This window comes from Lacticigenium naphthae DSM 19658 (assembly GCF_000425865.1).
Classification (GTDB): Bacteria; Bacillota; Bacilli; order Lactobacillales; family Carnobacteriaceae_A; genus Lacticigenium; species Lacticigenium naphthae.
The window spans coordinates 442,573-459,108 of the sequence record NZ_AUEG01000001.1 but is presented as its reverse complement, the minus strand read 5'-3'; the positions used below and the strand labels follow the sequence as shown (position 1 = coordinate 459,108).

Genomic DNA, 16,536 nt, shown 5'->3' with positions numbered 1-16,536 from the left:
TATAAAATGTCATCCCCTTCGTATAATGCTTTTGGAGGGGATGAAAGTGACCAAAATTAAATGCCGTTGTGGTGCGACGTTAATCTTAGTGAAGTATTTAATGCACTTAGAAGGGAGTTTAACATTTAGAGATTATTAAGGAACATGCCCGGTTTGCGGGAAAGAAAATGAGACGAGAGATTTAAATAAAAGCGACATAACCGAGCAAGAATACCCGTTCTAGTAGAAGCGTCATAGGCTAAGCCTGTGGCGTTTTTATTTATCTATAGATTGCAACAAATCGTAGGAGGGAATATCTATGAACCTTAAAAAACTTATTTTTACAGAAAATGAATGCTATAAAGCAGGTAGGAAAATCAAACCCGAAGGCATCATGGTCCATAGTACTGGGGCTAATAATCCATATCTTCGTAGATATGTTGGTCCAGATGATGGCATCTTAGGAGAGAACCAGTATAACAATCACTGGAATCAGCATAGACCCAGTGGTAGACAAGTCTGTGTCCATGCATTTATTGGAAAGCTTAAGAATGGTACCATTGCAACTTACCAGACGCTACCATGGGATCATCGAGGCTGGCATGCAGGTGGTGACGCAAACGATAGTCATATCGGATTTGAGATCTGTGAAGACAATCTGTCCGATGTCTCATACTTCAGCGAGGTTTACAAAGAAGCCGCGGAGCTTTGTGCTTATCTTTGTAAACTCTATGACATGACGGAGAAAGATATCATTGGGCACTACGAAGGTTATCAAAAGAAAATCGCCAGCAATCATGGAGATCCTCGGCACTGGTTTTCTAGGCATGGTAAGAGTATGGATACTTTCAGGGCTGACGTTAAAAAGCTACTTACGGTTCCCACACCACAAACTAAGAAGCTTTACCGCGTTCAGGTCGGGGCCTACATTGAAAAGTCCAATGCTGATGCTATGCTGGCCAGAGTAAAAGCTGCTGGCTTTACTGATGCCTTTATTAAAATAGAATAGTTAAGCACATGCCCTTGGAGGTCTAAAAAACTCCTGAGGGCATTATTTTTTTGCAATTTTACAAAACCGTCAGATTTCCATCCCTCCCATGGCTACCAAATAGAGGGGAACAAATAATGACCCTTCAGAAAGAGGTGATGGATATGAAACATAACCTGAAGATCAGTGTTTCAAAAATGCCACAGACAGGCGGAATCGTTACTTGCCGTAATGTCACCGTAAGGGAGCGCATTCTACGTTTCCTCCTTGGAGATAAACAGCGTGTAACAATTCTGATTCCAGGAGATAGCGTCCAGGAACTTGCTATCTGTGAGACTAGGAAAGGAGGAAATGAACTTGAGCAAAGTAAAGTTACTGCTTGATGTGGTAAGTGACATGCGAAGCCTTGCAGACAGCATAGAAGTGGTTTGCAATGCAATGACCGAAAGCGATGCTGCGCCTGAAGAAGTGCCTGCCACAAAGTCAGACAAAGCAAAAGAGCAGGATATCCCACTTGAAAAAGTGCGTATGGTCCTTGCTGAAAAAAGCCAGCTTGGTTTTACTGCGCAGGTGCGAGAGATTATCGGGAAGTATGGCGCTGATAAGCTTAGTGCTGTTGACAAGGCATATTACGCTGACATCTTGAAAGATGCGGAGGTTCTTGGCAATGGGTAATCACGCAATACTATCTGCATCTTCATCCCACAGATGGCTCCATTGCTTGCCATCTGCAAGGCTTGAACTTGAGTTTGAAAACACAAGCGGAGAGGCGGCGAAAGCAGGTACTGCAGCACATGAGCTCTCAGAACACAAACTGAAAAAGGCACTCCGCATCAGAAGTAAGAGGCCCGTGTCAGAGTATGATTCAGATGAAATGGAAGAATGCACAGATGACTATGTTGCCTTCATCATGGAGCAGGTAGAACTTGCAAGAAAGTCCTGTACTGACCCTATCGTTCTTATTGAACAACGTCTTGACTTCTCTTGCTATGTGCCAGATGGATTTGGTACGGGAGATTGTGTAATCATTTCAGATGACAGGCTTCATATAGTGGATTTCAAATACGGAATTGGAGTCCTTGTGGACGCAGAAAACAATCCGCAGATGAAACTCTATGCATTAGGGGCTCTTGAAATCTATGACAGTCTCTACGACATCAAAGAAGTATCAATGACAATATTTCAGCCGCGAAGAGAAAACGTCAGCACCTGGACTCTTCCTGTAGAAGAACTTAAAGCCTGGGCAGAAGAAGAACTAAAACCTAAGGCAGCAAAAGCCTATCAAGGAGAAGGTGAATATATCCCTGGCCCGTGGTGTACTTTCTGCAGAGCATCCATAAGATGCCGTGCAAGGGCTGATGAAAAACTCAAACTGGCCCAGAAGGAGTTTAAGATGCCACCACTGCTTACAGATAGTGAGATTGAAGAAATTCTAAACATTATTCCTGATCTCACGAAGTGGGCGGGTGAAATAACTTCTTATGCCACAGATGCAGCAGTTAACCATGGGAAAGAGTGGAGTGGTTTTAAAGTTGTGGAAGGTCGCTCAGTCCGTAAGTACAAAGATGAAGATACTGTAGCACAAAAAGCTGTAGAGAGTGGATATAAAGATATTTACCGTAAGAGTCTTATCCCTTTGACAGAGATGCAGAAACTGATGGGAAAAACCAAATTTGAGGAAATCCTAGGAAGCCTCATAGTAAAACCACCAGGAAAGCCAACGCTTGTTCCTAAAACAGATAAAAGAGTGGCTATGAACGTAACGAACGCAAAAAACGAATTTAATGAAATTATGGAGGATTGATCATTATGAAAAACAATACGAATAGAACTAAGGTTATTACAGGTGTAAACACAAGACTATCTTACTTCCACGGCTGGGAGCCGGTTTCTGTCAACGGAGGTGCTGAAAAATACAGCGTATCTGTCCTCATTCCAAAGGACGACACAGAAACCATTAACGCAGTAAATGCCGCTATTGATGCCGCTATTGAAGAAGGGATTGCTAAGTTTGGTGGTAAGAAGCCCAACAAGGCTGCTATAAAAATTCCTCTGCGTGATGGGGATGTGGAGCGTGACGACGAGGCATATAAGGGGCATTATTTTATCAATGCCAACAGCAAAACCCCACCACAGATTGTGGACAAGAGCGTAAAGCCAATCATGGATCGTGGTGAGGTGTACAGCGGATGCTTTGCTAGGGTTTCGTTAAATTTTTTCTCCTTCAATTCCAACGGAAATAAAGGTGTGGCTTGTGGACTTGGCAACATTCAAAAGATTAAAGATGGCGAGCCTCTTGGTGGAAAGAGTTCTGCAGAAGATGATTTTACAACTCTTGCAGAAGATGACTTCCTTGCCTAATAGAAAAGGCCAATTGACGGTGGTGGGGGTATTTCCTCTACCACCTGCTTTTTTAGGAATGGAGGTATATTATGAGAAGTCTTGAAATTGATATCGAAACCTACTCATCGATCAACCTACAAAAGAGTGGCGTTTATCGCTATGTGGAGGCGGATGACTTTGAAATACTGCTCTTTGGTTATTCTGTTGACGGTGGAGAGGTGATGGTGGTTGACCTTGCGAAAGATGAAAAGATACCACAGATCATACTGGATGCCTTGACCGATGAAAAAGTAACTAAGTGGGCTTTTAATGCTCAGTTTGAGCGTGTCTGTCTGTCCAGATATCTTGGACACCCTTGTGGAGAATATCTAAATCCATCCGCATGGAAATGCTCAATGGTATGGTCTGCCTATATGGGGCTTCCGTTATCCTTAGTAGGTGTGGGTGCAGTCCTTGGTCTTGAAAAGCAGAAGCTGACAGAAGGTAAAGATCTTATTAGATATTTTTGTGTACCGTGTACGCCTACGAAAACAAACGGTGGAAGAACTCGTAATCTGCCAGGTGACGATGAGGAGAAATGGCAGAGTTTTAAGGACTATAACAAGCGAGATGTTGAAACGGAAATTGAGATACAAAAGAGGCTTAGTAAGTTTCCTGTCCCGGATGAAATATGGCATGAGTACCATCTTGATCAGGAAATCAATGATCGAGGCATCAAGGTAGACATGGACTTCGTAAAGCAGGCTATCGCTATGGATGAGATTTCACACACCAAGCTAATGGATCAGATGCAGGAAATAACAGAACTTGATAACCCCAACTCAGTACAGCAGATGAAAGTCTGGCTCTCTGAAAATGGTGTGGAAACAGATACGCTTGGTAAAAAAGCAGTAGTAGAGTTATTAAAGGACACACCAGAGCATTTGGCTGAAGTTCTTAAACTCCGTCAGCAACTGGCAAAGTCATCCGTAAAGAAATATACGGCAATGGAAAATGCAGTCTGCAGTGATGGCAGGATTCGTGGTATGTTTACTTTTCTGGGTGCCAATCGGACTGGACGCTTCAGCTCAAAAATAGTCCAGCTGCAGAACCTGCCGCAAAACCATATGCCGGATTTAAAAGAGGCACGAGGCATAGTAAAGAGCGGTGATCATGAAACCCTTGAAATGCTCTATGAAGACATACCAGATACACTTTCACAGCTTATTAGAACCGCTTTTGTGCCAAAGAAAGGCTGTAAATTTATAGTTGCCGACTTTTCTGCCATTGAGGCTCGTGTGCTGTCATGGCTAGCAGGCGAAGATTGGAGAAGTGAAGTATTTGCAAGCGGCGGTGACATTTATTGTGCATCCGCATCACAGATGTTTGGTGTCCCTGTTGAAAAGCATGGTGTGAATGGGCATTTAAGGCAGAAAGGCAAGATCGCAGAACTGGCCCTAGGTTATGGTGGATCAGTGGGTGCTTTAAAGGCTATGGGTGCGCTGGAGATGGGCCTTGAGGAGGAAGAATTAAAACCCCTGGTTAATGCCTGGAGGCAGGCCAATCCGTACATCGTAAAATTCTGGTGGGATGTGGATAGAGCAGCTAAGAAGTGTATCAAAGATAAGCAGTCTCAAGAAATACAAAATATCAAGTTTCATTACAGGAGTGGAATGCTCTTTATTGTTCTTCCTTCTGGTAGGCAGCTTGCCTATGTTAAACCTCAAATGGGTGAGAATATCTTCGGTGGAGAATCGGTCACTTACGAAGGTGTCGGTGCTACAAAGAAATGGGATCGACTTGAAAGCTATGGACCCAAATTTGTGGAAAACATCGTCCAAGCAATCTCTCGTGATTTATTGATGCATGCCATAAAGACACTGAGCACTTACCGCATTGTGGCTCATGTACATGATGAAGTTATTATTGAGGCGGATCCTAGCATGTCACTTGATAGGGTGTGCCAGCAGATGAGTAGAGTCCCTCCTTGGGCAAAGGGGTTGCTTCTTGATACCGATGGTTATGAATGCGAATTTTATAAGAAAGATTAGTTAAAACATCAGATTTCACCTCTTGCCGTGGCTACCAGGTAGGAGGTGTTTTTTTATGAAGATTATTGAAGTGAAAGATGGCAGCCCGATCAAGGGTGAGACAGAACCGATGACAGAGGAACAGTTGCAAAGAGAGTATGACTTTTATATAGCAGAAAGTATTATCAGGATGCTTCAGAAAGAAGGCAAAATTACAGAGGATGAACGACAAAAAATATCAGCGTTAAACCGCCAGAAATTCTCCCCAAAGCTGGCCGAGATTATGTCTTAAATCACTTGCTATTAGTGGCTTTTAGAGTGATATATGTAATGAAAGAAAGCGAGGTGAGACAATGAAAAAAATAACGAAAATCGATGAACTGACAAAATCACAGTTGTCGAAAAACAAGCTTCGAGTGGCCGCATATGCCAGGGTTTCAACTGATAGTGATGAACAGATGGTAAGCCTTAAAGCACAGCGGGAACACTATGAAAACTACATCAAATCCAATCCAGAATGGGAGTTTGCCGGGCTTTATTATGACGAAGGGATATCAGGGACGAAAAAGGAAAAGCGACCTGAGCTTCTTCGCATGATTCGTGATTGTGAAAGTGATCGGGTTGATTTTATTATCACCAAATCCATAAGCCGTTTTGCACGTAATACCACGGATTGCTTAGAGCTGGTAAGACAGCTCTTAAATATCGGTGTTTATATTTATTTTGAAAAAGAAAATCTGAATACGGGTGATATGGAAAGTGAATTAATGCTTTCTATTTTATCTGGGTTTGCCGCTGAAGAGTCCGCATCCATTTCACAGAACATGACATGGTCAATCAGCAAAAAATTTCAAAATGGCAGTTTCATTATTGGCAGTCCACCTTATGGTTATGCCAATGTGAATGGTGAGATGGTCATCGTTCCAGAAGAAGCAGAAGTTGTTAAGCGCATTTTTTCAGAGTGCCTTTCAGGTAAAGGTGGAAGTGTGATCGCAAAGGGCCTTAACAGGGACAAGATTCCTGCAAGAAGAGGTAATCATTGGAGCACAGGAACAGTGATCGATATGCTACGAAATGAAAAATACAAAGGTGATGCGCTTTTCCAAAAGACTTACACGGATAACAACTACAATCGACGACCTAATAAAGGTGAGAAAGACCAATTCTACTGCAAGAATCATCATGAGCCCATCGTCAGCAAAGAAGTGTTTTCTAAGGCACAAAAGCTGATCACACAAAGAGCAAAGATTAAGGCTGTTAACAAAAAGGCTTATCAAAACAGGTATGTGCTAAGCGGCAGAATCATCTGTGGGGAGTGTGGGTCCACGTTTAGGAGAAAAACAAACTACTCTGCTGGCAGAAGTTATATCGCCTGGAGCTGCATAGGGCATATTGAAGACAAGAACAGCTGCTCCATGCTATTTATTCGGGATGGAGAGATAAAGGCAACCTTTGCCACCATGATGAATAAGCTTGCCTACAGTAGAAAGATTATCCTTGGGCCACTTTATGATGCTATAAGTAAAAACCAAGAAGAGTGCGACCTTGAAAGAATTGATGCCATCGATAAGCGGATGGAGCAATTGACCGAAGAGCGCAATACCCTTATTGGTCTTATGGCAAAAGGGTTTCTTGAACCAGCACTTTTTAGCAAGGAACGAAATGCACTGGATAGCGAAATAAAAAATCTAACCACTGAGATGACAAACCTGGTCATGTCATTTACAAGTGGAACATCACAGGCTGATGAGGTAAAGGCGATTCTTGAGCATGTGTCAAAAGATAAGTTTGATGGAAACTATACAGACGAGATATTTGAAAAGTTTGTAGAAAACATCATTGTAAATTCAAGGGATGAACTGACATTTAAATTAAAATGTGGACTTTCCCTTAAAGAAAGGGTGGTGAGGTAAATGGCCTATGTACCATACGGATATGCAATTACGGACGGAGTTGTTACTGTTGAAGAAAGGGCTGCGGATCAAGTAAGGGATTTCTTTGAAAAGTACATTTCAGGACTTTCCCTTGCTGTGGCCGGTGAACAGGCGGGTATTCAGAAGACACATTCATCCATGGGACTTATTTTGAAAAACATCAACTATCTCGGTAATGACGTGTATCCAGCGATCATCGATAAAGAAACATTCGATAAAGCTGAGGAAGCTAGAAGTAAGCGTGCGAAGGACCTAGGGAGGATTGCAGAGCTTGCAGCTTTTAGTGCACCCCCGCCTATAGAGCGATTTAAAATGAGAAAATCAGAAGGTAAGCTTCCAGATGATCCAGTAGGGCGAGCGGAGTACCTGTATAGTCTGATAGAAAGCGAGGTGTAAAGTGGCCGAGAAAAACATAACTGTAATTCCAGCACGAAAAAGGGTGGGAAGTACAGCCGCAAAAGAAAAAGTAAAGAAACTACGTGTTGCTGCTTATTGCCGAGTTTCAACAGAAACTGAAGAGCAGAATTCAAGCTATGAGGTGCAGGTGGCTCATTACACCGAGTTCATAAAGAAAAATGCTGAATGGGAGTTTGCAGGCATATTTGCAGATGACGGTATTTCAGGCACGAACACGAAAAAACGAGAAGAGTTCAATCGCATGATTGACGAGTGCATGGAGGGGAACATCGATCTGGTTATTACAAAATCCATCAGTCGATTTGCCCGGAACACTCTGGACTGCCTAAAGTATATTAGGCAGCTCAAGGATAAGAACATATCCGTGTTTTTCGAGAAAGAGAATATCAATACAATGGACGCCAAGGGGGAGGTGCTTCTGACCATTATGGCATCCCTCGCGCAGCAAGAGAGTCAGAGTCTTTCACAGAATGTTAAACTTGGACTTCAGTATCGGTATCAGCAAGGCAAAGTTCAGGTCAACCACAATCGCTTTATGGGGTACACGAAAGATGAAGAAGGCAACCTGATCATTGTTCCTGAAGAGGCCGAAATCATAAAACGTATTTACAGAGAGTACCTTGAAGGTAAAAGTCTAGCGGGCATTGGAAGGGATCTTGAGAAGGACGGTATTTTGACAGCTGCAGGAAAACCAAGATGGCGACCGGAGACCATAAAGAAGATTCTCTTGAACGAAAAGTACATCGGGGATGCCCTATTACAGAAGACCTTCACTGTGGATTTTCTTACAAAGAAAAGAGTCAAGAATGAAGGCCATGTACCGCAATATTATGTTGAAAATAGCCATGAGGCGATCATACCAAAGGAATTATTTTTACAGGCTCAGGAAGAACTTCATCGCAGGAATAATATTTACACAGGTGCTGACAAGAACAAAAGACTATATAGCAGTAAATACGCTTTGAGTACCATAACCTTCTGCGGAGATTGCGGTGACATTTACAGACGTGTCTACTGGAACATACGTGGAAGAAAAGAGTTTGTTTGGCGATGCGTTACAAGAATCGAGCAAGGTCCCAAAGTATGCAGAAACCGAACTGTAAAAGAAGGTGATTTATATGATGCGGTTATGACTGCCATTAACAAGCTCCTTGCCGGTGGAGATAATATGATAAGAACACTGGAAGAAAACATCCATGCGGTAATTGGCGACACCACAGAATATAAGATTTCAGAAATTAACAAACTACTAGAGGAAAAGCAGAAAGAAGTAATCAGCCTTGCCAACAAGGGAAAAGATTACGAATTCCTAGCTGATGAGATTGATAAGCTCCGTGAAGAGCGACAGAGCCTTCTTGTGGAAGATGCATCCTTAAGTGGTGAGAATAAGCGGATCAACGAACTGATAGGATTTATCCGCAGGAACAAATATCGCACCCTACTGTATGATGACACGCTAGTAAGGAAGCTGATCCAAAGCGTCACGGTGTACGAAGAACACTTTGTGATCAGCTTCAAATCTGGCTTTGAAATTGAAGTATAAAAAACGGATTATAGAATTGACCCGTTTTACTTAGCTAAAGGGAACTAGTGGTTATCATTTTAGTTGTTGACAAACTGGTCAAAAAATATTATCATAAAATATAAATCGGACGAACGACCGAATTGTGAGGTGATGGTGTTGTGATTAACGAAACAAATGAACAAACTCAATCTGAAAAAATATTATCAGCAGCTTATGCGTGCATTTCGACTAGAGGTTATGCCAACGTATCGATGAGGGACATTGCTGATGAAGCGGAAGTAGTGTTAAGCCAGATAAACTATTATTTTAAAAATAAGGAGGGACTGTTTAAAGAAGTTGTAAGAATGATGATTTTAAAGTATTTAAAGGAGATTGAAGCATCATTAAAGCAGGAAAATTCACCTCAGAAAAGAGCAAAAGGCTTAATTAATTACTTTAAAAATATGTTGCAGCACAATCCGGAACTTTTTAGATTGCTCTATGATTTTACAGGTTTAGCAATTTGGTCTCCTGTATTCAGTAGTTTGCTTAGTGAATTATTTAAAGATTTATCGGACATGATTGAAAAGTATATTTTTAAAGATCTTCAATTAAAAGAATTAAAAGGCTATTCTACAAAAAATTTGTCTCGTTTAATTTTGGGGTCGATGTTTGGTACAGGTATTCAGGTTTTACTTGACCAAGATGAAGAATTACCGGAAGCATTAAATGCCATGCAAATTTTATTTGAATAATTATATGAAAGTGAGGTAATTTATTATGTCAGGATTAATTGAAAAGTCAGTCAATTTAGGGTTGGGGTTGTTTTCTTACTCTAGAGAAAAAATTGAAGAAGTAGTTGATGAATTAGTGAATAAAGGTGAAGTTACTAGGAAAGATGCAAAGGATCTGGTTAATGATTTAGTAAAAAAAGGCGAAGATCAACGTAATGATTTCAAGAAAATGGTCAAGGATGAAATTTTAGAAGCGCTAGATGCGAAAGATATTGCCCGTAAAGAAGATCTCATGGAAAAAGAGGACTTCAGAAAGATTATAAGAGAAGAGTTAATTGATATATTAAAAGAGAAAGAAATAGCTACAAAGAAGGATATAAATGAGTTAAAAAAATAAAATTATGATTGGTCAGCTAAAAGACAGAACAATGGTTGGTTTTTATATGTTGGTAAAGTTTTAGCTGAGCAATTTATTAATTGGGAGGCGTTAGAAATGGGAATAGTTATTGTTACCGACTCAAATTGTGATTTGCCTGTTGAATATATTTCCCAAAACAACGTACATGTTATTCCGTTTACCTATGTACTAAATGGGATTAATTACACAGATGATTTTGGGAAATCTTTAAGTTACAAGGAATTTTACGACGGAATTCGAAATGGAAGTATGCCAACAACTGCTCAGATTACTGCATATACTTTTGAAAATGAGTTTAGAAGTTTAGTTTCAAAAAGAGATTCTGTTATCTATATAGGTTTCTCATCTGCTCTAAGTGAAACGTTTAATGGTTCCGTTCTAGCTAGAAATGAAATAATGGAAGCGGAACCAGAAGCAGATATAACAGTGATTGATTCAAAAAGCGCTACTGCTGGTCAGGGCTTATTGGTGTATTATGCGTGCGAGATGTTAAAACAAGGAAAATCTAAACAAGAAATCGTAGATTGGATTGAGGCTAACAAACTTAAGGTAAATCACTGGTTTACTATAGATAGTTTGGAACATCTAAAGAGGGGGGGACGAATTTCAGCCACCAGTGCAGCTATAGGTGGATTGCTTGAAGTTAAACCGGTTTTACATGTCTCTAGTGATGGAAGCCTTAACGTTGTAAAAAAAGTTAGAGGAAGAAAAAAATCAATTAGGACTTTATTTGAAGAATATAAAACTCGTGCCATTAAACCAGAAGAACAGATGATATACATCGTTCATGGTGATTGTATAGAGGATGCAGAGTATCTAAAATCTCTGATTCTAAGTGAGACAACGCCCAAAGATATAGTAATAAATAGTTTAGGGCCAGTTATAGGGACCCATACAGGACCAGACATGGTAGGTGTGTTTTTTTTAGGGAAAGAAAGATAGTTATGTTGTCGTTTCCAATAAGATTAAAAAAAGGTATATTAGCTTACTAATGTTTAAGCAGATATAGATGACAGGGCGTCTTTTCAATCTATATCTGCTATTTCTTTTTACAAAAAATGAGATTAGACTGAGTGGTGATAAATGATGGCGGTTGGTAAATATAGAAAATTTAAGAGATCCAGGCAAATCGTTACGATTTTTATAAATCATGGATTTGGCACCTTAATAGACAGATTGGGTATCCTTAAATATCTTAAAATAGAGAAGCAAACCAAAGAATATACAGAGAGGGAAATTTCAAAATTATCAGTTGGGGAGAGGTTGAGATTATCTTTCGAAGAATTGGGACCGACATTTATAAAATTAGGTCAAATCATGAGTACAAGACCGGACTTATTGCCCCGTGACATTATACACGAACTGGAAAAACTTCAAGATGCAGTGGCCCCATTTCCCATAAATGAAGTAAGAGAAGTAATAGAATTTGAGTTGGGAGATAAACTTGAAAACATATTCAGAGAGTTTAAAGAGGAACCTATAGCTGCAGCTTCTATTGGTCAAGTCCATCGTGCAAAATTATTAGCGGGTAAAGAAGTGGTAGTAAAAGTTCAAAGACCAAATATCGAGAAAAATATTGAGCTTGATTTAGGTATATTAAAAGATCTGGCAGATTTTATTGATAATCGAACTAGGTTTGGAAAACTTTATAGCTTTAGCAAAATGGTTGAAGAATTTGAAACCACTTTATCGAATGAATTAGACTTTAGATTAGAAGGAGAAAATGCAGAAACTTTTAAAGTGAATTTCAAGGATGATGCTAATGTAATTGTTCCAGAGATTAGTTGGATTCATACAACTAATCGTGTTTTAACAATGGAAGAAATCAAAGGGACTTCGTTAAAGAATTTTGAAGCATTAGATCAATTAGGGCTAGATAAAACGATAATTGCAAGAAATTTAGCTAATTCTCTTTTATATCAGATATTACGGGATGGTTTCTTCCACGGGGATCCTCATCCAGGAAATATAATGGTGCTTGAGAATAATACAATAGCATTTTTAGATTTAGGTATGATAGGACAATTGAACACTCATAGGAAAAACCAATTCCTGAAAATGTTGATGGGGATAACGCTGAAAGATAGTAAACTGATTGTTCAAGCAATTGTTGAACTTGACGCAATGTCAGAAAGAATCAATATGAGAAACCTGGAAAAAGATATTGATCGATTGAGAGATCAAGTATTGTCAGTTCCATTGAGTCAAATTAAAATCGGTGAAATTTTTAATGGAATTTTTGATTTAGCATTTTCATATAATATTATGATTCCTGGAGAATTTACTATGCTTGCCAAATCCCTTATTACTCTGGAAGGGTTGGTTGAAAAATTGGATCCAGAGCTAAATGTCCTGGAAATTGCCGAACCTATTGCTGGAAAGTTGGTTTTTACATTAATTACCCCAGAAAAAATTGGCAGGGAAATCCTGGGTGGTGCCATGGACTACGGTAATCTTGTTCGAAAATTCCCGTCTATTTTCTTGAATTTTCTAGATAAAATGGAACACGATGACTTTACTGTGCAACTTAAACTTAAAGAGGCAGACCGATATGCGCAAAAGCTTGATAAGGCATTTAGCCGGTTATCAATCAGCCTAGTTTTACTATCTTTAAGTATTGTAATAGCAGGAACGATCATTGGATTAAGTTTAACTGATGTGGGAGGGTCTGATTTTATAGCAGTCACAAGTACAATACTAAGAGGCAGCCTTATCCTAGCAGTAATTACCTTTGTTGCACTGATTATTGCAATTTTCAGATCAAAACGAATATAACCTAATCAATGATAATTAACTATAGAGGAGAAAAATTAATATGGCAGTTGATATAATACTTTTTTTTACGATTTATTCGTTCTTAGGATGGGTACTTGAAACTGTATTTGCAAGTATAATAGAAAGAAAATTTATCAATAGAGGATTCCTGATAGGACCCTTTACGCCGATCTATGGATTTGGCGGGGTTCTAATCGTTTCATATTTTAATTGGAGTCCATTTTCTATAGATGGTAAATCTTTATTGTTGATTATGAATTTGATTGTTTCAATATTATTAGTTACGATATTGGAGTTTGTTACAGGATTTGCATTGGAAAAAATATTCCATTCAAAATGGTGGGATTACAGCGATAATATTTTGAACCTAAAAGGGTATATATGTATTAAATACTCCATTTTGTGGGGAGTGCTTGCCTTTGCATTAATTCAGATAATCCATCCAATTGTTACAAATTTAGTCCATATCATTCCAGTTCAGTTAAAAAATTCTGCTGCTATCATTCTCATTGTTTATTTTATTATTGACACTACAAAATCTATTGTTGATGTATTGGATTTAAGAAAAGCAATTTTACTTTATTCTGAACTATCGGTGCGTATATATAAAGATAAGGTTATAAAATATAAAAGGATATTTCTTGCCTTTCCTAGATTACTATTCCTAAATGCGGGCATTTTAAATCGCGATGTGAGGAGAATTTTGAATGGTAGAGTTAATAAAATCAAAACTGAATTTAAAAATAAATTTCAACCTTGAAAAGGAATATTGGGATTGTGTTTATGATTTGATTGATCACGAAAAGGTAAAATCAATGAAAGATTATATGCAACATGGGGATATTAGTTGTTACTCCCACAGTCTACATGTGTCGTATATAAGTTTTCGATTATGCAAGAAACTGGGGCTGGACTACCATTCTGCAGCAAGGGGTGGGTTGCTTCATGATTTTTTCTTGTATGACTGGCACGCTGATAAAAAAACTTACAATGGGCTACATGGACTTGTTCATCCTGGTATAGCATTGCAAAATGCTAATGAGTATTTTGCACTGAATAATATTGAGAAGGACATTATTGAAAAACATATGTGGCCATTAACATTAAGGCTACCAAGATATAAGGAGTCATATGTTGCCTTGATGGTAGATAAATATTGCGCCTTTACTGAGACATTGAATTTATTAAGCTCAAATACCAATCAGCTTAAAACATACGAAAGCAGAATCAGTAAGTAGAAGAATTTAAATAATCTTCTACTCGTTTGATTAACTGAAAATGTATTATAGGTTGATTTGTTCCCCTATACGACACTCATTCTTGGATATATTCCCGTAAACGACCCTTGATAAAAAAGAGCTTGGAACAATTTTAATTGATAGCTATCAATGCAACTCCAAGCATGTTGAGACAGTTGTATTGCTAACAAGAAAATAAGATAAAGCTTTTAGGAACAAACCGTTTTTGTGAAAAAAAATAGATTTTTTTCAGAGTAGATCATTCTACTCTTTTTTTTTGCACATTTTAGGAGGCTTGTATCGTTTATAAGTACAATAAATGAAACTATGAACTTGTATTTAATAAAATAATATAATAGACCAACATGAAGAAGATATATTTTATAAGCGTGAATAGGCAAATCTAAAAATGTAAAGAGTATTTGACAATATTGTTCAGCTTTGATAATCTGGTAATGTAAAACATGTTTGACAAAAAGGAGGATCCGACATGCATAAAAAGGACGAAATGGAACAAAAGATAGCAGACAAGGCTGTTAAAATAACATGGGTGGTTACCATTCTAGCTTTGTTTATCATAGGTGGCATTCAAAGTCTGTTGAACAGTGGAGAACGCAGTATCCTTCTGTTGATTGCTATACTTTCAACTACTTTTCTAGTTTCAGTTGAACAATATTACTTATCTAAATTGAATGAAGACAAAAAATTCATTAAAATGATTAGTGCTGCTTTAATTCTTTCAGTGATTTTACTTGGATCAGGATGGTTTGTAAGCCGATGAAAAATCAAATTAAAGAACTTCGCAAAGCAAAGAAGATTTCCCAACAAGAATTGGCCGATTACTGCAAAGTCACCAGACAAACTGTTAATGCAATTGAAAATGAAAAATACGATCCATCATTACAACTTGCTTTTGATTTAGCGAGGAACTTGAATACAACAGTTGATACACTGTTTATTTCAGAAAAATAAAAACAGTACACTGTTCATAGTACGCGAATCGGAAACTATGACTTTATTTCTATTATAAAAGAGCAGTAAATATAGCAATTACAAATGATTGATTTATTGTAAAGGGAGTTTCATGATATGAAAATAAACAGAAAAAGTGTATTTTTAATTCTAACTCTAACACTATCAGCTTTAGGTATGAGTGTAATAGATGGATTTGTTCAACTACCATATCTGTTCAAATCTATTTTGAAAATTTTTCTATTCTCAGTTGTTCCTTTGGGGTACTTTCTTAGGTATAAAGATGAATATAGTCGGTTGAAAAGGCTGTTTGTTCCTAGAAAGTCAGATGTCAAATTTGCATTTTTACTGGGTGTGGGGGTTTACTCTGTTATCCTATTTGCCTATGTCTTTTTGAAAGATCAGATTGATTTGTCCTCGATTCGTGAGTCATTAACCGCAAATATGGGTGTCAATGAACATAATTTTGTATATGTTGCCATTTATATTTCTTTTGTCAATTCTTTGCTGGAAGAATTTTTCTTTCGAGGTTTCGCCTTTCTGATTTTGAAGGAAAATACTGGACGCCTCTTTGCTTACGTATTCAGTGCTTTGCTATTTGCTTTATATCATGTTGGTATGACAAGTGGATGGTTTCACTGGAGCATACATCTATTAGCTATGGCAGGATTGTTTACTGGTGGCTGTATCTTTAATTATTTGAATGAAAAGTCTGAAAATATCTATCCCTCGTGGCTTGTACATATGTTTGCCAATTTTGCAATCAACACCGTTGGATTTATCTTATTTGGCTTAATTTGATTCATAAACTTTTCTAGGTTCAGTTGGGCCTAAAAGCACAACATCATCTTGTGTGTATAGTAATAAATAGTAAGAATGGTTTATAAAGATAGTTTGAATAGAAAGTAGACAACCAGCAAATTTTATCCTTGAGTAATACTGACCAACGCGGTTGGATAAAGAACCTGAACCTTTCAAAGAGCAGATCGATCTGCTCTTTTTTACAATTATGTTTTTTTAATACTCTTTTATCCAAGTATTTAATAGGAATTACTACTATCTGCATTATATTTTTACATTTCTACATTTATTAAAATACGACTCTTGTGCCATCTCATTACTACATGTTTCTACGTGCCATCTCATTACTACATGTTTCTACGTGTCATTTCTCTGAATAGCTAATTGTTCAGGGATAATTTACAATAGATAAAAGAGCATTCAA

General features: G+C 38.2%; 19 protein-coding genes. All 19 read left to right on the top strand.

Annotated elements, in window-relative coordinates:
- The first annotated feature begins 298 nt into the window (after nt 1-298).
- The 19 genes from H626_RS0102240 to H626_RS0102150 all read left to right on the top strand — a co-directional run bounded on the left by H626_RS0102240 (nt 299) and on the right by H626_RS0102150 (nt 16,112).
- The gene (locus tag H626_RS0102240; protein ID WP_027107886.1) at nt 299-988 is read left to right on the top strand and encodes an N-acetylmuramoyl-L-alanine amidase; all 690 of its coding nucleotides are present in this window, start codon (nt 299-301) and stop codon (nt 986-988) included.
- A 116-nt stretch (nt 989-1,104) separates the two neighbouring features.
- Nucleotides 1,105-1,350 carry a hypothetical protein gene (locus H626_RS0102235; RefSeq protein WP_023386495.1) on the top strand — a complete coding sequence of 82 codons (246 nt, stop codon included), beginning with the start codon at nt 1,105-1,107 and terminating at the stop codon, nt 1,348-1,350.
- The gene (locus tag H626_RS0102230; protein WP_027107884.1) at nt 1,325-1,642 is read left to right on the top strand and encodes a hypothetical protein; all 318 of its coding nucleotides are present in this window, start codon (nt 1,325-1,327) and stop codon (nt 1,640-1,642) included. The genes H626_RS0102235 and H626_RS0102230 overlap by 26 nt, the downstream gene beginning before the upstream one ends.
- Nucleotides 1,635-2,771 carry a DUF2800 domain-containing protein gene (locus H626_RS0102225; RefSeq protein ID WP_027107883.1) on the top strand — a complete coding sequence of 379 codons (1,137 nt, stop codon included), beginning with the start codon at nt 1,635-1,637 and terminating at the stop codon, nt 2,769-2,771. Before H626_RS0102230 ends, H626_RS0102225 begins: the two co-directional genes overlap by 8 nt.
- A 5-nt stretch (nt 2,772-2,776) precedes the next feature.
- Nucleotides 2,777-3,328, top strand: a complete 552-nt coding sequence (locus H626_RS0102220) for a DUF2815 family protein (protein ID WP_027107882.1) — start codon at nt 2,777-2,779, stop codon at nt 3,326-3,328.
- Nucleotides 3,329-3,399: 71 nt separating this feature from the next.
- A complete protein-coding gene (locus tag H626_RS0102215) occupies nt 3,400-5,340 on the top strand; it encodes a DNA polymerase (RefSeq protein ID WP_027107881.1) in 1,941 nt (646 codons plus the stop codon).
- Nucleotides 5,341-5,395: 55 nt separating this feature from the next.
- Nucleotides 5,396-5,611, top strand: a complete 216-nt coding sequence (locus H626_RS0102210) for an SHOCT domain-containing protein (protein ID WP_027107880.1) — start codon at nt 5,396-5,398, stop codon at nt 5,609-5,611.
- Between the two features lie 61 nt (nt 5,612-5,672).
- Entirely contained in the window at nt 5,673-7,232 is a 1,560-nt protein-coding gene (locus H626_RS0102205) for a recombinase family protein (protein ID WP_027107879.1), read from the top strand.
- Complete coding sequence (locus tag H626_RS0102200) at nt 7,233-7,649, top strand: recombinase (protein ID WP_027107878.1); 417 nt, start codon at nt 7,233-7,235, stop codon at nt 7,647-7,649.
- A gap of 1 nt (nt 7,650) precedes the next feature.
- Complete coding sequence (locus tag H626_RS0102195; RefSeq protein ID WP_027107877.1) at nt 7,651-9,213, top strand: recombinase family protein; 1,563 nt, start codon at nt 7,651-7,653, stop codon at nt 9,211-9,213.
- Between the two features lie 140 nt (nt 9,214-9,353).
- Nucleotides 9,354-9,929 carry a TetR/AcrR family transcriptional regulator gene (locus H626_RS0102190; RefSeq protein ID WP_027107876.1) on the top strand — a complete coding sequence of 192 codons (576 nt, stop codon included), beginning with the start codon at nt 9,354-9,356 and terminating at the stop codon, nt 9,927-9,929.
- 25 nt (nt 9,930-9,954) lie between these two features.
- Nucleotides 9,955-10,305 (top strand): phasin family protein, encoded by a 351-nt coding sequence (locus H626_RS0102185; RefSeq protein WP_027107875.1) that lies wholly within the window; start codon nt 9,955-9,957, stop codon nt 10,303-10,305.
- 96 nt (nt 10,306-10,401) lie between these two features.
- Entirely contained in the window at nt 10,402-11,268 is an 867-nt protein-coding gene (locus tag H626_RS0102180; RefSeq protein ID WP_027107874.1) for a DegV family protein, read from the top strand.
- Between the two features lie 141 nt (nt 11,269-11,409).
- Nucleotides 11,410-13,101 carry a 2-polyprenylphenol 6-hydroxylase gene (ubiB, locus tag H626_RS0102175; protein WP_211221931.1) on the top strand — a complete coding sequence of 564 codons (1,692 nt, stop codon included), beginning with the start codon at nt 11,410-11,412 and terminating at the stop codon, nt 13,099-13,101.
- 40 nt (nt 13,102-13,141) lie between these two features.
- The gene (locus H626_RS0102170; protein ID WP_035618193.1) at nt 13,142-13,861 is read left to right on the top strand and encodes a putative ABC transporter permease; all 720 of its coding nucleotides are present in this window, start codon (nt 13,142-13,144) and stop codon (nt 13,859-13,861) included.
- The gene (locus H626_RS0102165) at nt 13,809-14,339 is read left to right on the top strand and encodes an HD domain-containing protein (protein ID WP_027107871.1); all 531 of its coding nucleotides are present in this window, start codon (nt 13,809-13,811) and stop codon (nt 14,337-14,339) included. The genes H626_RS0102170 and H626_RS0102165 overlap by 53 nt, the downstream gene beginning before the upstream one ends.
- Before the next feature lie 490 nt (nt 14,340-14,829).
- Nucleotides 14,830-15,120 carry a DUF6442 family protein gene (locus H626_RS0102160; protein ID WP_027107870.1) on the top strand — a complete coding sequence of 97 codons (291 nt, stop codon included), beginning with the start codon at nt 14,830-14,832 and terminating at the stop codon, nt 15,118-15,120.
- The gene (locus tag H626_RS0102155; RefSeq protein ID WP_027107869.1) at nt 15,117-15,311 is read left to right on the top strand and encodes a helix-turn-helix transcriptional regulator; all 195 of its coding nucleotides are present in this window, start codon (nt 15,117-15,119) and stop codon (nt 15,309-15,311) included. The genes H626_RS0102160 and H626_RS0102155 overlap by 4 nt, the downstream gene beginning before the upstream one ends.
- A gap of 117 nt (nt 15,312-15,428) precedes the next feature.
- Entirely contained in the window at nt 15,429-16,112 is a 684-nt protein-coding gene (locus H626_RS0102150; RefSeq protein ID WP_027107868.1) for a CPBP family intramembrane glutamic endopeptidase, read from the top strand.
- The last annotated feature ends 424 nt before the right edge of the window (nt 16,113-16,536 follow it).

Bases quoted from the DNA above. Each gene is read 5' to 3' on its own strand.
- H626_RS0102160 (WP_027107870.1), top strand. From the start codon at position 14,830: ATGCATAAAAAGGACGAAATGGAACAAAAGATAGCAGACAAGGCTGTT.
- H626_RS0102170 (WP_035618193.1), top strand. From the start codon at position 13,142: ATGGCAGTTGATATAATACTTTTTTTTACGATTTATTCGTTCTTAGGA.
- H626_RS0102150 (WP_027107868.1), top strand. From the start codon at position 15,429: ATGAAAATAAACAGAAAAAGTGTATTTTTAATTCTAACTCTAACACTA.
- H626_RS0102155 (WP_027107869.1), top strand. From the start codon at position 15,117: ATGAAAAATCAAATTAAAGAACTTCGCAAAGCAAAGAAGATTTCCCAA.
- H626_RS0102215 (WP_027107881.1), top strand. From the start codon at position 3,400: ATGAGAAGTCTTGAAATTGATATCGAAACCTACTCATCGATCAACCTA.
- H626_RS0102240 (WP_027107886.1), top strand. From the start codon at position 299: ATGAACCTTAAAAAACTTATTTTTACAGAAAATGAATGCTATAAAGCA.
- ubiB (WP_211221931.1), top strand. From the start codon at position 11,410: ATGATGGCGGTTGGTAAATATAGAAAATTTAAGAGATCCAGGCAAATC.
- H626_RS0102220 (WP_027107882.1), top strand. From the start codon at position 2,777: ATGAAAAACAATACGAATAGAACTAAGGTTATTACAGGTGTAAACACA.
- H626_RS0102205 (WP_027107879.1), top strand. From the start codon at position 5,673: ATGAAAAAAATAACGAAAATCGATGAACTGACAAAATCACAGTTGTCG.
- H626_RS0102225 (WP_027107883.1), top strand. From the start codon at position 1,635: ATGGGTAATCACGCAATACTATCTGCATCTTCATCCCACAGATGGCTC.
- H626_RS0102180 (WP_027107874.1), top strand. From the start codon at position 10,402: ATGGGAATAGTTATTGTTACCGACTCAAATTGTGATTTGCCTGTTGAA.
- H626_RS0102235 (WP_023386495.1), top strand. From the start codon at position 1,105: ATGACCCTTCAGAAAGAGGTGATGGATATGAAACATAACCTGAAGATC.
- H626_RS0102210 (WP_027107880.1), top strand. From the start codon at position 5,396: ATGAAGATTATTGAAGTGAAAGATGGCAGCCCGATCAAGGGTGAGACA.
- H626_RS0102185 (WP_027107875.1), top strand. From the start codon at position 9,955: ATGTCAGGATTAATTGAAAAGTCAGTCAATTTAGGGTTGGGGTTGTTT.
- H626_RS0102200 (WP_027107878.1), top strand. From the start codon at position 7,233: ATGGCCTATGTACCATACGGATATGCAATTACGGACGGAGTTGTTACT.
- H626_RS0102165 (WP_027107871.1), top strand. From the start codon at position 13,809: ATGGTAGAGTTAATAAAATCAAAACTGAATTTAAAAATAAATTTCAAC.